This is a genomic window from Pseudomonas sp. TE6283 (assembly GCF_054060555.1).
The window spans coordinates 123,050-136,406 of sequence record NZ_JBSSDH010000002.1 but is presented as its reverse complement, the minus strand read 5'-3'; the positions used below and the strand labels follow the sequence as shown (position 1 = coordinate 136,406).

Genomic DNA, 13,357 nt, shown 5'->3' with positions numbered 1-13,357 from the left:
TTAAGGGGATAAATCTGGAGGTGTGCAATTTTTCGCGAGAAACATTTAGTCTAAGCCTATCGTTTTGACTTAATCGATCACCTCAGTTAATCTTGTGTTCATTATGTTGAACAGTAAAGCTTTCAAGCTCCTCTCTTCCTCCCGCCTGGTTTCCCGTGAGCGTCACTGGACCGGCGATCTCTAGCGCCACCCTCCCTTTACAGCCGTAAACGTCTCTGTCTGGTGCCGATGCCTGTGTGCTCGGCTGCTGTCGCCCATGGGAGGGCATCATGCGTTCCTGGATCTACCTGATCGTCGCCATCACCTTCGAGGTGATCGGCACGGCGTCGATGAAACTCGCCGCCACCCATTTCCCCGTGCTGGGGCATGCCGTCATGTACGTCATGATCTGTCTGTCGTATTTCTTCCTGGCCCTGGCCGTCAAGCGTGTGCCGGTGGGTGTCGCCTACGCGCTGTGGGAAGGGTTCGGCATCGTGCTGATCACCTTGATCAGCGTGCTCTGGCTCGGCGAAAGCCTGGGCTGGACCAAGGCCTTGGGCCTGGCGGTGATGATCGCCGGTATCCTGCTGGTCAAGGCCGGCACTCGGGCCAAGGCCGTCGAGCGTGAAGGGGAGGCGGTGCCATGCTGATGCCATTTGCCTGGCTGGGCCTGGCCATCGTGCTGGAAGTCCTGGCCAACCTGCTGCTCAAGTATTCCGAGGGTTTTAGCCGCAAGGGCCTGGGCGTGGCCTCGATCCTGTGTGTGCTGGCGGCGTTCACCGCGCTGGCACAGGCGGTCAAGGACATCGACCTGTCGCTGGCCTACGCCATCTGGGGTGGCTTCGGCATCCTCGCCACCGTGGCCATGGGCTGGGCCCTGTTCGGCCAGCGCCTGGCCGGTCGCGGCTGGCTCGGTCTGGTGCTGCTGCTGGTAGGCATGAGCTTGCTCAAACTGGCTTGACAACCCCCCTGCCAGAGCGCTTGGCCGAATGGCTTATGCACAATGGGCATTGATCGCTTGCGTGAAAGGCATGTCGACCGGCGCTACCATCGGTCTTTGCGCAAAGGCCTGTTTTTACTGGCTTTGGAGCCTGCGGTGGAATAAGCAAAGCAGCGCAAATAGCCTATGGATCCAAGAATTGGTGATTTTCATCACAAGCTTGTTCACAGAGTTATCCACAGGCTGTCAACTGCGCTGCGGCGCTGTGTCGCGCTCTCCAAGCAGCAGCAGGTTGCGGGGGGTTAACGGGTAATCGCAGAACACACCGACCCGAACCGCATAGCCTTGCTCCTGAAGGAACAGAGCGCGATCGAGCACCAGCCACATTTCCAGGGGGCGGCGGAAGAGATTGCGTACCCGCTCGAGGTTGCGCACCTCGGCCAGGCGTCGCTGGCCGGCGGCTTCCAGGGAGGCCCAGTCGGGGTTGCCGCTGATCATGACCTGCTTGAGTTCGGCCAGGTCGCGGCAGTACTGCTCGAAGGGCTTTGCCAGCCAGCTGACCGGCAGCGATGGCGTGGGCAGGTAGTCGTCGATGCCACGTTGCTGGCGCTGCAAGAGGTCGAAGCCCAGGCGGCGGGCCATGGAGCTGTCACGCTGGCGGCGGGTGCGCAGGCTGGAGGTGACCGCTTCGCTCAGCGGCAGGCCCAGGTCTTCCTGGGTCAACGCCAGGCTCGAGGCTCGGGCGGCGCCGGAGAGTGGCTGATAGGCCTGGCCCTGGATGCGGTTGTAGCAGCAGGGCGCAACGGCGATCTGCCGGCAACCCTGCTGGCTTGCCAGCTGCATGAGCCGAACATGCAGGTCGCCGCAGGCGTGCAGGGCGACCACGCTCTTGTCGCCGTCCAGGTGGCGGGCGCTGTCGGCGGCCATGACGTCCTGATGCACGTGGGTGGCAGGCAAGTGATGGTGCTCGCTCAGGGCCTTGCCGGCGCTGACCAGTTCGGCGTCGTACTCCAGGCAGGTCAGGCGCTGGCCGGGCTGTAGCAGGCGACGGCCCAGGTGGCCTTTGCCGGAACACCAGTCGAGCCAGTGCCGGGCGGGTTGACTGAACGCCAGGCGACGGCTGAAGGCTTCGATCTGCTGCCACTTGCGGCCGGGGACACCGACATCGAGGCGGTGGCCGGCGGGATGCAGGCCGGCGTCGGGTAGCTCGCCGATGGCGGACAGCTGCGCGGCTTCGGCGGCCAGTTGTGGGAAGGGGGCCGGGGCCTCAGGTGTTTCGGGGGATTCGGCTTGCTCGAGGGTGCGCTGGCGCAGCCAATGGGACAGTTCCGGGTGTTCGTCTTCCCACGCCAGGCGCAGGTGGGTGAACGGGCGTGGGTGCCACAGCGGCTGGTGCTGTGCGAGGAAGCGGTCGAGGGCCTGGAAGCGCTCGAGGAGCTGGTCGTTTTGCAGGCAGGATGTTGTGGTCATTCGAGCACCGGGGCGCGGTCGAGAGGGGCTGCTGGGCAGCCCCGATGTCTTCATGGGCTCAACGTCCCTGGCAGGCATCCACGCGCAGCCAGCGCTCCAGTACTTTGAAGCCTTGCACCAGCACGAACGAGATCACCAGGTAGAACACCCCGGCGGCAAAGAAGATCTCCACCGGCAGGTAGGTGCGGGCGATGATGGTCCGCGCCATGCCGGTCAGTTCCAGCAGGGTCACGGTACTGGCCAGGGCGCTGGCCTTGAGCATCAGGATCACTTCGTTGCTGTAGGCCGGCAGGCCGATGCGCGAGGCGCGTGGCAGCATGATGTAGAACAGCGTCTTGCCGCGCGACATGCCCAGCGCCCGTGCTGCTTCGATCTCACCTTTGGGGATCGACTGCAGCGCCCCGCGCAGGATCTCGGCGATGTAGGCGGCAGTGTGCAGGGTCATGGTCAGCACGGTGCACCAGAACGGATCGCGCAGGTACGGCCACAGCGAGCTGGAGCGCACCGCGTCGAACTGCGCCAGGCCGTAGTAGACCAGGAACAGCTGCACCAGCAGGGGCGTGCCACGGAAGAAGAAGATGTAGCTGAACGGCACGGCGCGCACGTACCAGTGGCGCGAGGAGCGGGCGATGCCCAACGGGATGGCCAGGATCAGCCCGGCGACCACGGCAATGGCCACCAGCTCCAGGGTCAGGGTCGCACCCTGGGCCAGGCGCGGCAGCCATTTGATGATGACTTCCCAATTCATTTATTCGGCCCTCGCAAAGCCGCGAGCGGCGCGTTTTTCCATGAAGTGCATGCCAGTCATGGCGATGATGGTCAGGCTCAGGTAGATGCAGGCGGCGACCATGTAGAAGGTGAACGGCTCCTTGGTCACGGTCACGCCGATCTGTGCATGGCGCATGATTTCTTCCAGGCCGATCACCGACACCAGCGCGGTGTCCTTCATCAGGATCATGAACAGGTTGCCCAGGCCCGGCAGGGCGATGCGCCACATCTGCGGCAGGATGATCCGCGACAGGATGCGGCCCTTGGACAGACCCAGCGCCAGGCCGGCTTCACGGTGGCCCTTGGGGATCGCCAGGATCGCGCCACGGAACACTTCAGTGGCGTAGGCGCCGAAGCACAGGCCCAGGGCAATGACGCCCGCAGCAAAGGCGCTCAGCTCCAGGCCAGGCATGTTCAGGGCTTCGCCGAGGCTGTTCATCAGGCCGACGGTGCCGAAGTAGATAAGCAGGACCCAGAGCAGTTCGGGCACGCCGCGCACCAGGGTCGAGTAGAAGCCACCAAGCCATTGCAATGGCTTGATCGAGGAAGTCTTGGCCAGGGCGCCGAGCAGGCCCAGGACCAGCCCCAGCAGCAGGGCGCAAACCGCCAGTTTTACGGTCATCAGGGTGCCGGCCATCATGGCCGGACCGAATCCGTGCAGGTCGATATTCATGGGCAGGTCATTCTAGGGACTTGCGCGCCGCGAGGGCGCGCAGGTCAAGCGGATCATTCGATGCTGAATGGGAAGTACTTGTCGTTGATCTTCTTGTACGTGCCGTCGGCCTTGATTTCTGCCAGGGCCTTGTTCAGCTTCTCGCGCAGCGGGTCACCCTTGCGCACGGCGATGCCGATCTTGTCGCTGTCGACCACAGGCTCGCCCTTGAACTCGAAGTTCATGCCGTCCTTGCTCTTGAGCCACTCGTACTGCACGTACTTGTCGGCCAGGATGCCGTCGATGCGGCCGGAGACCAGGTCCAGGTAGGCGTTTTCCTGGGTGTCGTACAGTTTGATCTCTACGTCGTTGCCGTAGTTGTCTTCCAGCCAGGTGCCCGCCAGGGTGGCGCGCTGGGTGCCAATCACCTTGCCCTTGAGCGAAGCCTTGTCAGTCTTGAAGTCGACGTCCTTCGGCGCGATGAACTGCAGCTTGTTGGAGTAGTACGGGTCAGTGAAATCGACAGCCTGCTTGCGCTCGTCGGTGATCGACAGCGACGACACCAGGAAGTCGAACTTCTTGGCGTTCAGGGCCGGGATGATGCCGTCCCAGTCGGAGGTTACTACCGAGCATTCGGTCTTCATCTTGGCGCACAGGGCGTCGCCGATGTCCTTGTCGAAGCCGACGACGTTACCGCTGGCGTCCTTGTTGTTGAACGGTGGGTAGGCGGCTTCGATACCCATGCGCAGTTTTTCCGCGGCCATGGCGTTTGCCGACATCACCAGGGTGGCAGCGGCTGCCAGGAGGAACTTCTTGTAAGTGTGCATGTATTGCTCCGTTAGCGGTGGCTGGACATGAATTGCTTGCAACGCGCCGAGGTCGGGTTCTCGAAGACCTGCTGCGGCGATCCTTGCTCTTCAACCAGGCCCTGGTGCAGGAAGACCACTTCACTGGACACCTGGCGGGCAAAGTTCATCTCGTGCGTCACCAGCAGCATGGTACGGCCTTCGTCGGCCAATGCGCGGATGACGTTAAGCACTTCCTGGACCATTTCCGGATCGAGCGCCGAGGTCGGCTCGTCGAACAGGATGACCTTGGGCTTCATGGCCAGGGTACGGGCGATGGCGGCACGCTGTTGCTGGCCACCGGAAAGCTGGGCGGGGTAGCTGTGGCGCTTGTCGTAGATGCCAACCTTGTTCAGCAGCGCTTCGGCGGCTTCGATGGCCTCGGCCTTGCTCTGGCCGAGCACGCGGCGTGGCGCCTCGATGATGTTGTCGAGGATCGACATGTGTGGCCACAGGTTGAAATTCTGGAAGACGAAGCCGATCTCGCTGCGCAGGCGGTTGATCTGGCGGTTGTCGGCGGCGATCAGGTCGCCGTTCTTGGCGGCCTTGAGCTTGAGGCTTTCGCCAGCAACGAGGATTTCGCCCTGGTGTGGGTTCTCCAGCAGGTTGATGCAGCGCAGCAGGGTGGACTTGCCAGAGCCGGATGAGCCGAGGATGGAGATCACGTCACCGTCGCGCGCGGTCAGCGAAATGCCCTTGAGAATTTCCTGCTCGCCATAGCGTTTGTGCAGGTTGCGGATTTCCAGCGCGGGCGTAGCCTGGGCCATGTGCGGTCCTCATGTGTTCGGGTGCGTTCCCAGCTGTTGGCGGCCTTCCTGGCGAGCGCCACGCTAGCATAGCGGCGCAACGGCGGCCAACCGGGTCGCGGGGGGCTCGGGTCGCTGGTGGGACAGTTTGTCGCATCGCTGCAGTGGACTGTCGCCAGGATATCCGCATTGGCGTTTTGCCCAGCACCGGAGCCTTGATGAAAAAAGGCGCGATGGTGCCAGCTTTGCTCCGGTCTGGGAAGCCGTTTTTGGCCGGGTGGCGCTGTGTTGCGTGTTATGCGGAGTCCGGGTTGCGCCTTTGGGTTGCGCTTTGCTTTGCCCTGAATGTGTGCCTGGGTGTTACCGAGGGGCACCTTTGGTGCGTTTGTAAGTGGGTATTTCAGTAATCCCAACTTGGCATGGGGGTTTGGCGACCCTTCGGCCAAAGCTTGGCGCAATGCCCTGCAAGCCGCGTCGTTATTGGTTGCAGAAACATTTCAGACGAAAGCCATTCTCAGCTGGCCCGCTTATTGCCATCCCGAAACCACTGAATGCAGCGACGCCCACTCACACCCCGGCACGCTGGCCAGTCATTCGTGTAGTCCACCTCCTTACAAAGGTAGTTTTATGAGCGGTAACAATTCCAATGACCTCGCTCAGGGGCTCAAGCAACGGCATGTGACCATGCTCTCGATTGCCGGCGTGATCGGCGCCGGCCTGTTCGTCGGCTCCGGCCATGCCATCGCTGCCGCCGGCCCTGCCGTGCTGCTGGCCTACGCTGCCGCCGGTACCCTGGTGGTCCTGGTGATGCGCATGCTCGGCGAAATGGCGGTCGCCTCGCCGGATACCGGTTCCTTCTCCACCTACGCCGACCGCGCCATCGGGCGCTGGGCCGGTTTCACCATCGGCTGGCTGTACTGGTGGTTCTGGGTCTTGGTGATCCCGCTGGAGGCCAACGCCGCCGCGGCCATCCTGCATGCCTGGTTCCCGTCGGTGGACCTGTGGGCTTTCTCCCTGATCATCACCCTGGCGCTGACCGTCACCAACCTGTTCAGCGTGAAGAACTACGGTGAGTTCGAGTTCTGGTTCGCCCTGCTCAAGGTGCTGGCGATCATCGGCTTCATCGTCGTCGGCTGCGCGGCCATGTTCGGCATGGTGCCGAGCAGCCAGGTCAGCGGCATCGGCCACCTGTTCGATACCCAGGGCTTCATGCCCAATGGCCTGGGCGCGGTGCTGGCCGCGATGCTGACCACCATGTTCTCGTTCATGGGTACCGAGATCGTCACCATCGCCGCCGCCGAATCGAAAGACCCGGGCAAGCAGATCAGCAAGGCCACCAACTCGGTGATCTGGCGTATCTGCCTGTTCTATCTGGTGTCGATCTTCCTGGTCGTCGCCATGGTGCCGTGGAACGATCCGGCCCTGGCCGAGAAAGGCTCCTACCAGACCGTCCTCAGCCTGATCGGCGTGCCGAATGCCAAGCTGATCGTCGACATCGTCGTGCTGATCGCCGTGACCAGCTGCCTGAACTCGGCGCTGTACACTTCCTCGCGCATGCTGTTCTCCCTGAGCAAGCGTGGCGACGCCCCGGCCATCGCCCAACGCACCACCAAGGCGGGCACCCCGCACTGGGCCGTGCTGCTGTCCACTGCCGCAGCCTTCCTGTGTGTGTTCGCCAACTTCCTGGCCCCGGCCGCGGTGTTCGAGTTCCTGCTGGCCAGCTCCGGCGCCATCGCCCTGCTGGTGTACCTGGTGATCGCCGTGTCGCAACTGCGCATGCGTGCCCAGCGTGAGGCGAAGGGCGAGAAGATCTCGTTCAAGATGTGGATGTTCCCGGGCCTGACCTGGGCGACCATCGCCTTCATCATCGCCATTCTGGTGGTGATGGGCCTGCGTGAAGACCACCGTGCCGAGATCATCGCCACGGCGATCCTGAGCATTGGCGTGGTGGCGGCTGGTCTGCTGGTGCACCGCAAGCGTGGTGCTGCTGCGCGGGTGGCGCTGGATAGCTGATTCACTGATATGAAATGCAAAGGCCGCGCCCTGTGAGGGGCGCGGCCTTTTGTTTGCCTTGTGCGAGCAGTCCTGATCAGCCGAACTGCTTCTGCTGTTGCCTGGCCACGACTTCCGAGGCAGTGACATAGGCGTCCTGGAACTCGTCGCTTTCCAGCCAGGCCATGGTGGCGTCCTCGTCGGCGCCGTCGAGCCATTTGCGGTAGGCGGTGAACACCAGGACGATGTAGTCGGTGGCGTGTTCTTCCTTGTGGCCCTTGAGCACGAGTGCCAGCAGCGGGTCGACCAGGAATACCGAGATCATCGGCACCAGGCCGTTTTCCTGGGCTTGCTTCATCTTTTCGAACAGGCTGTTGTAGCTGCCCGACTCCATGGCCTTGTTGAACACCTGCTCGACGCTGGCGCTGTCACCGGCGCTGGCCTTGACCGCCTGGCCGCTGCGCACCATGCGGTTCTGCTTGGCCTTGGTGGCGGCGCGCTTGGCGCGTTTCTGTTGTTTGGTGTTGGTGGCCATGGGTGGATCCTTGGGGTGTCTGGTAAAGGCGCGTATTGAAGCGTAGTTGCCAGGGAAACCCAAGCAGGTATTCGAGATCGCCGGGGGCGCAACGCGCCCCAGGGGCTTAACTGACTAGCGCCTCCGGCTCATCCTCCTCGAAGCCCCGCGAAGCCCGCCCGACCAGCAACGGATCCGGCGCATGCGCCACGCTGTGATCCTTGCCCGGATAATCCAGCGAGTGCAGGAAGTGGCGAATGCAGTTGATCCGTGCCCGCTTCTTGTCGTCCGACTTGATCACCGTCCACGGTGCATCGGCGGTGTCGGTGTGGAAGAACATCGCTTCCTTGGCCGCGGTGTAGTCCTCCCACTTGTCCAGCGACTTGATGTCGATGGGCGACAGCTTCCAGTGCTTGAGCGGATCGTCACGGCGCGAAATGAAGCGGCGCAACTGCTCCTCGCGGTTCACCGAGAACCAGAACTTGAACAGCAGGATGCCGCTGTTGCACAGCATGCGCTCCAGCTCCGGCGCTTGGCGCATGAATTCCAGGTACTGCAGGGGCGAGCAGAAGTCCATGACCTTCTCGACCCCGGCGCGGTTGTACCAGGAGCGGTCGAAGAACACCATTTCGCCGGCTGTGGGCAGGTGCTGGACGTAGCGCTGGAAGTACCACTGCCCCTTCTCCTGCTCGGAGGGCTTCTCCAGCGCGACGATGCGCGCGCCGCGCGGGTTCAGGTGCTCCATGAAGCGCTTGATGGTGCCGCCCTTGCCGGCGGCGTCACGGCCCTCGAACAGCACGACGATGCGCTGGCCGGTTTCCTTCACCCAGTTCTGTACCTTGAGCAGCTCGATCTGCAGGTCATGCTTGGCCTTCTCATAGTCCTGGCGGCGCATGCGCGTGCGGTAGGGGTAGTTGGCCGGCAGGCGAGCGGAGGTGCTGTCTTCGTTGCTGCCTTTGCGAGCGTTCGCCACTTCCAGGGCGGCGGGCTGCTGGCTGACCTGGGTAATGGTCTCTTGCGCGGCGGTGCTGGTGGCCGGCTTGCGCTGGCGTGGGCGACGAGGGCGAGGGGCTGGCTTGGGGCTGCTGGCGGCCTCGGCGGGCGCTGGCAGGAGGAGGGTGGCGGATTCTTCGCTCATGGAGGTCCTTGCGGGGGTCGGTCGAATGTCCACCTTCCATCCTATGCAGGAGCAAGGGGAGGCATTTTGATATCGATCAACCAGGGGCGAAGGATTCCTGGGGTAAAACGGCAGACAACAAAAAACCCGCGCTAGGCGGGTTTCTTGTGTCGCTTCGGGTAACTTTGCAACCACCAGAAGCTTGAAGGTGGTGCCCAGAGACGGAGTCGAACCGCCGACACGAGGATTTTCAATCCTCTGCTCTACCGACTGAGCTATCTGGGCGACGGGGTGAATTAAATAGATTTTCTCAGAGGCCGTCAACGACTTTTTCAAAAAAATTTAAATTAATTCCGTCGCTTACGATTCGTGGGTCAATTCGAGGGCGGAACGTAGCCTTCGGCCTGGGCGTAATCCTCGCCGGCGAAGAACTTGTCCATCTCGGCCTGGATGAATTTGCGGTCCTCGGCATTCATCATGTTCAGGCGCTTCTCGTTGATCAGCATGGTCTGGTGGTCCTGCCACTCCTTCCAGGCCTTCTGCGAGATGTGCTCGAAGATGTCCTGGCCCTTGGCGCCCGGGTAGGGCGGGCGGTCCAGGCCGGGGAGTTCTTCGTTGTACTTGCGGCACTTCACGGTGCGGGTCATGGCTTGTCTCCTGCAATCAGTTCGTCGGCCGCGCGTTGCAGCAGCTTCTTGACCGGGGCGGCGAGGCCCAGGCGCGGCGGGGTGGCGAGGTTATACCAGAGCCAGTCGGGCTCGGCCACGTGCGAGCCGACGGGCTCGACACGCACCAGCCAGGGCTCGATGGCCAGCTGGAAATGGCTGAAGGTGTGGGTCAGGCCGTCCAGGGCCTGGCTGCCGTTCAGGCGCAGGCCGTGCTGGTAGGCGAGGTCGTCGAGCTGTTCCAGGCTGTCCAGCTCCGGCAGGCTCCACAGTCCGCCCCACAGGCCGGTGGAGGGCCGGCGATAGAGCAGGATCGCGCCTTCGTGGTTGGTCAGCAGTGGCATCAGGGTCTTGCGCTGGGGCAGGGCCTTGCGCGGCTTGGGCTCGGGGTAGCGGGTCTCCTCGCCATGCAGGTGCGCCTCGCAACCCCTTTGCAGCGGGCAGATCAGGCAACTGGGCTTGCTGCGGGTGCACAGCGTGGCGCCCATGTCCATCATTGCCTGGGTGAAGTGGTTGACCCGGGTCATCGGTGTGAAGCGTTCGGCGGTGGCCCAGAGCTGGTTGGCCACTTTGGGCTCGCCGGGGTAGCCGGCCTGCGCGGTAAAACGGGCCAGCACGCGCTTGACGTTGCCGTCGAGGATCGGCGCGCGGATGCCCATGCTGATGCTGGCGATGGCGCCCGCCGTGGAGCGCCCGATGCCGGGCAGTTCGGTGAGTTGCTCGACGCTGCGCGGGAACTCGCCGCCATGCTGCTCTACAACCATCTTCGCGGCTTTTTGCAGGTTACGGGCGCGGGTGTAGTAGCCAAGGCCCGTCCACAGGTGCAGCACTTCGTCCTCCGGCGCCTCGGCCAGGGCCTGCACGGTCGGCAGCGCCTGCATGAAACGGTCGAAGTAGTTGAGCACGGTGCTGACTTGCGTCTGCTGCAGCATGATTTCGGAGACCCACACCCGATACGGGGTGATGCCCTGTTGCCACGGCAGGTCGTGGCGGCCGTGCTGGTCGTACCAGTCCAGCACGGCGCTGGAGAACTGCTGGGGGCTCATCGTTTGAACAGCCCCTTGAGCGCATCTTTGAGTTCCGGGCTCACCTTGTCTCCGAGTTTCTCTTCGAGTTTTTCATCGATCTTGTCCTTCAGGCGGTTGCCGGCCAGCTTCGCGGCGACCTTGCCCAGGCCGTCCTGGTCCAGGCGGCAGGCCTTGGCGCCCAGTTCCAGCGGCCCGCGGCAGCGCAGCGGCACTTCGACGCCGGCAAAGCGCTCGTTGACCTGGCAGGCCGGGTCGGGCATGGCGCGCTGGTCGCCCTCGACGATCACGCCGACGTTGTAGTCCATGCCCAGCACGCGCAGGTCGAGGTCGCCATGGCCGTTGACGGTCAGGCCCGGGATGCGTGCCTTGAGGTCCGGGTTGCTGGCCACGCCGTTACGTACCACCAGGCTGCCGCGCAGTTCCTGGAACGGCGTGTCCTTGCCCCGCTGTTCGCCGCTGAGCTGCTTGCGATTGAGGGTAGCGATGGCCTGGCACAGCTGCTGTTCCAGGTTGGCGTTGACCAGCACACCGTCATTGATGGTGAAGCTGGCGTTGCCGTTGAGGGTATCGACCAAGGCTTTCTGGCTGTTGCCCGTGGCGGTCAGGTCGCTGTTCAGGGTCAGCAGGCCCTTGACCGGCGGCGCCTGGTCCGGGCTTTCGCGCTTGATGAAGTGCTCCACCGGCACGCGATTGATCTTGGTGTTCACGCCGATCTGCGGCACGGCGGGGCGTACGTCGACAGTGCCCTTGGCCTCGAAGGTGCCGTTGTACAGGCCGCCGCGCAGGGTCTGCAGGGTGACCAGGCCGGCCTGGCCGCTGGCGGTCAGCTGCGCGTCGCTGATCGGCAGCTTGTCCAGGGTCAGGGCGCCGAACGACAGGTCGGCCTGCAGGTCCAGGGCGCGCAGGCGGTCGACCGGCAACAGCTTGTCGTTGCTCCAGGCCACCTGGGTCGGTGCGTCGGGCAGCGGCGTGGTGCCCGCGCCAGCGACGGCGGTGGCTTCCTGCTGCTTGACCTCGGCCTGGCGCGCCGCCGTGGCGCCCTTGGCCTCTTCGCTTTTGGCCGGCAGGTAGCGATCGGCGTTGAACGTGTCGGCTTTGAGGCGCACACGCAACGCTTGCTTGGCGAAGTCGTCCACGGCGACACGGCCGGTGAAGGTGCTGTCGTCCAGCTTCACCGCCAGGTCCTCCAGGGCCAGGCTGTTCTGCGTGCCCTGCAGGCGGGTGACCAGCTCCAGTTTCTTGAAGGCCGCCGGGTCAGCGGTGGCCGGCAGCGGGTGGCCGATGCCGTCGAGGAAGGTGCGCAGGTCGAACTGGGCGATGGACAGGCCGCCGCTGACCTGCGGGGCTTTGTCCAGGTCACGCACGTTCAGCTCGCCCAGGGCACGCAACTGGTTGGCCGAGACCTTCAGGCCGCTCCAGGACGCGACATTGGCCGCCAGGTCGACCAGCACCTGCCCTTGGGCAACGAAGGTCAGGGTCTTGCCGGCCAGCGGCTCGCCCGAGGTTTCGCCGGACAGACGCATGTCCTCGAGGTTGTAGCGCTTGAGTTTGCGGTCGAAGCGCAACTCGCCGGTCAGCTCGGTGCGCGCCTTGATGTTCGGCTGGCTGGCGCTGAGGAAGGCGCTGGCCTTGAGCGCGATGTTCGTGCCTTCGTGCACGGGACCGGTGCTCAGCTGGATGCTTTCGGCGCCGTAGGTCTGTCCGGCTTTCTCGTCGGTGTAGAGCACGCGGGCGTTATTGACGGTCAGGCTGTCGATGTCGAGCTTGACCGAGCGCTCGCTGGCTTCCGAGTTGGCTGGTGCGGCGGCTGGCGTTTCAGCCGGCGTGCTCGCCGACGCGCCGGCGACGGTCGGCTGCGGCAGTGGCTTGCCGATGTCTTCCCAGTTGCCGTGGCCGTTGGCGTCGCGGGTCAGGGTCAGGTTGAGGCCCTCGACCCGCACATCGCTCATCTGCACCTCGCGGCGCAGCAGCGGCAGTACGCGCACTGACAGGCCGAGCATCTGCAGGTCGGCGAACGGCACCTTGGGGTTGTTCAGCGTGGCGATGCTCGCTTCGTGCAGTTCCAGGCCCAGCCAGGGGAACAGGCTCCAGCCGATGTCGCCGTTGAGGGTCAGTTCCACATGGGCCTTGTCGCGGGCCAGCTTGCGGATTTCATCTTTGTAGTCGTTGGGATCGAAGAGGTGGGTCAGGGCGAAGCCCAGCGCCACGATGATCAGCAACAACCCGAGAAGCCCCAGCCCCAGGATTTTGCCGAACGCTTTCATGGGCGAGTCCTTGTAGTCCGATTTAGAAATTCAGCGGCGAGTATAGCGCCGTGGCACTTGGCTCTGCGTATCCGACATTTCGACAGTGGGAATGATGACAGTTCATTTATCACCTGATCGGACCTAATCGCGGGGCCGAGACCAGCGTGGTACCTGCGTGGGAGCGGGCTAGCCCCGCGATGAGGCCCGAACAGGCGACACAATCTCACCTGAATACGCGAAATACCGATTCAGCTGACGAAAAAAATACGATATCAGATTGCTTTCATGTCACCCCCTGCTGGTAATCTTGCGCCCGCCCGTGGAGTCCCCGCGACCCATTGTCGCGGGGTGCCAGCCCAAGCGGCCGGGCTGCCTTGCGTGCAGCCAAAGCAGAG

At 63.6% G+C, this 13,357-nt stretch carries 13 protein-coding genes and 1 tRNA gene; 3 read left to right on the top strand and 11 right to left on the bottom strand.

Translation table 11 applies throughout. The features are described 5' to 3' along the window. The first annotated feature begins 269 nt into the window (after window positions 1-269). Window positions 270-629 (top strand): multidrug/spermidine efflux SMR transporter subunit MdtJ, encoded by a 360-nt coding sequence (locus ACVWZ5_RS04205; RefSeq protein ID WP_028688477.1) that lies wholly within the window; start codon window positions 270-272, stop codon window positions 627-629. After that, window positions 623-940, top strand: a complete 318-nt coding sequence (gene mdtI, locus ACVWZ5_RS04200) for a multidrug/spermidine efflux SMR transporter subunit MdtI (protein ID WP_028688476.1) — start codon at window positions 623-625, stop codon at window positions 938-940. Before ACVWZ5_RS04205 ends, mdtI begins: the two co-directional genes overlap by 7 nt. Before the next feature lie 225 nt (window positions 941-1,165). Here mdtI and ACVWZ5_RS04195 read toward each other — a convergent pair whose 3' ends face one another. From ACVWZ5_RS04195 to ACVWZ5_RS04175, 5 genes are read right to left on the bottom strand one after another with little or no spacing between them, the layout of a single operon-like run. Continuing rightward, entirely contained in the window at window positions 1,166-2,389 is a 1,224-nt protein-coding gene (locus ACVWZ5_RS04195) for a methyltransferase (RefSeq protein WP_084941164.1), read from the bottom strand. 58 nt (window positions 2,390-2,447) lie between these two features. After that, window positions 2,448-3,137, bottom strand: a complete 690-nt coding sequence (locus ACVWZ5_RS04190) for an ABC transporter permease (protein WP_062572533.1) — start codon at window positions 3,135-3,137, stop codon at window positions 2,448-2,450. Beyond that, complete coding sequence (locus ACVWZ5_RS04185) at window positions 3,138-3,830, bottom strand: ABC transporter permease (protein WP_062572534.1); 693 nt, start codon at window positions 3,828-3,830, stop codon at window positions 3,138-3,140. Window positions 3,831-3,883: 53 nt separating this feature from the next. Next, window positions 3,884-4,636 (bottom strand): ABC transporter substrate-binding protein, encoded by a 753-nt coding sequence (locus ACVWZ5_RS04180; RefSeq protein ID WP_084941161.1) that lies wholly within the window; start codon window positions 4,634-4,636, stop codon window positions 3,884-3,886. A gap of 11 nt (window positions 4,637-4,647) precedes the next feature. Continuing rightward, complete coding sequence (locus ACVWZ5_RS04175; RefSeq protein WP_062572536.1) at window positions 4,648-5,421, bottom strand: ABC transporter ATP-binding protein; 774 nt, start codon at window positions 5,419-5,421, stop codon at window positions 4,648-4,650. 606 nt (window positions 5,422-6,027) lie between these two features. Between ACVWZ5_RS04175 and gabP the strand changes: the two genes are divergently transcribed. Further along, window positions 6,028-7,413, top strand: a complete 1,386-nt coding sequence (gabP, locus tag ACVWZ5_RS04170) for a GABA permease (protein WP_084941158.1) — start codon at window positions 6,028-6,030, stop codon at window positions 7,411-7,413. Between the two features lie 76 nt (window positions 7,414-7,489). On the opposite strand, the gene ACVWZ5_RS04165 is transcribed toward gabP, so the two are convergent. From ACVWZ5_RS04165 to ACVWZ5_RS04140, 6 genes are all read right to left on the bottom strand, one after another. Next, window positions 7,490-7,927, bottom strand: coding sequence for a hypothetical protein (locus tag ACVWZ5_RS04165; protein ID WP_084941153.1), 438 nt, complete (start codon window positions 7,925-7,927; stop codon window positions 7,490-7,492). 106 nt (window positions 7,928-8,033) lie between these two features. Then, window positions 8,034-9,044, bottom strand: a complete 1,011-nt coding sequence (gene ppk2, locus ACVWZ5_RS04160) for a polyphosphate kinase 2 (protein WP_028688468.1) — start codon at window positions 9,042-9,044, stop codon at window positions 8,034-8,036. Between the two features lie 188 nt (window positions 9,045-9,232). Then, a tRNA-Phe gene (locus ACVWZ5_RS04155) sits at window positions 9,233-9,308 on the bottom strand. Between the two features lie 89 nt (window positions 9,309-9,397). Next, window positions 9,398-9,670, bottom strand: coding sequence for an oxidative damage protection protein (locus ACVWZ5_RS04150; protein ID WP_011536185.1), 273 nt, complete (start codon window positions 9,668-9,670; stop codon window positions 9,398-9,400). Further along, a complete protein-coding gene (gene mutY, locus ACVWZ5_RS04145; RefSeq protein WP_062572538.1) occupies window positions 9,667-10,734 on the bottom strand; it encodes an A/G-specific adenine glycosylase in 1,068 nt (355 codons plus the stop codon). Before mutY ends, ACVWZ5_RS04150 begins: the two co-directional genes overlap by 4 nt. Next, complete coding sequence (locus tag ACVWZ5_RS04140) at window positions 10,731-12,980, bottom strand: AsmA family protein (RefSeq protein WP_301142489.1); 2,250 nt, start codon at window positions 12,978-12,980, stop codon at window positions 10,731-10,733. Before ACVWZ5_RS04140 ends, mutY begins: the two co-directional genes overlap by 4 nt. Window positions 12,981-13,357 lie beyond the last annotated feature (377 nt).

Excerpts from the sequence above, each read along its gene's own strand:
- ACVWZ5_RS04205 (WP_028688477.1), top strand. The coding sequence starts at position 270 with ATGCGTTCCTGGATCTACCTGATCGTCGCCATCACCTTCGAGGTGATC.
- mdtI (WP_028688476.1), top strand. The coding sequence starts at position 623 with ATGCTGATGCCATTTGCCTGGCTGGGCCTGGCCATCGTGCTGGAAGTC.
- ACVWZ5_RS04195 (WP_084941164.1), bottom strand. The coding sequence starts at position 2,389 with ATGACCACAACATCCTGCCTGCAAAACGACCAGCTCCTCGAGCGCTTC.
- ACVWZ5_RS04190 (WP_062572533.1), bottom strand. The coding sequence starts at position 3,137 with ATGAATTGGGAAGTCATCATCAAATGGCTGCCGCGCCTGGCCCAGGGT.
- ACVWZ5_RS04185 (WP_062572534.1), bottom strand. The coding sequence starts at position 3,830 with ATGAATATCGACCTGCACGGATTCGGTCCGGCCATGATGGCCGGCACC.
- ACVWZ5_RS04180 (WP_084941161.1), bottom strand. The coding sequence starts at position 4,636 with ATGCACACTTACAAGAAGTTCCTCCTGGCAGCCGCTGCCACCCTGGTG.
- ACVWZ5_RS04175 (WP_062572536.1), bottom strand. The coding sequence starts at position 5,421 with ATGGCCCAGGCTACGCCCGCGCTGGAAATCCGCAACCTGCACAAACGC.
- gabP (WP_084941158.1), top strand. The coding sequence starts at position 6,028 with ATGAGCGGTAACAATTCCAATGACCTCGCTCAGGGGCTCAAGCAACGG.
- ACVWZ5_RS04165 (WP_084941153.1), bottom strand. The coding sequence starts at position 7,927 with ATGGCCACCAACACCAAACAACAGAAACGCGCCAAGCGCGCCGCCACC.
- ppk2 (WP_028688468.1), bottom strand. The coding sequence starts at position 9,044 with ATGAGCGAAGAATCCGCCACCCTCCTCCTGCCAGCGCCCGCCGAGGCC.
- ACVWZ5_RS04150 (WP_011536185.1), bottom strand. The coding sequence starts at position 9,670 with ATGACCCGCACCGTGAAGTGCCGCAAGTACAACGAAGAACTCCCCGGC.
- mutY (WP_062572538.1), bottom strand. The coding sequence starts at position 10,734 with ATGAGCCCCCAGCAGTTCTCCAGCGCCGTGCTGGACTGGTACGACCAG.
- ACVWZ5_RS04140 (WP_301142489.1), bottom strand. The coding sequence starts at position 12,980 with ATGAAAGCGTTCGGCAAAATCCTGGGGCTGGGGCTTCTCGGGTTGTTG.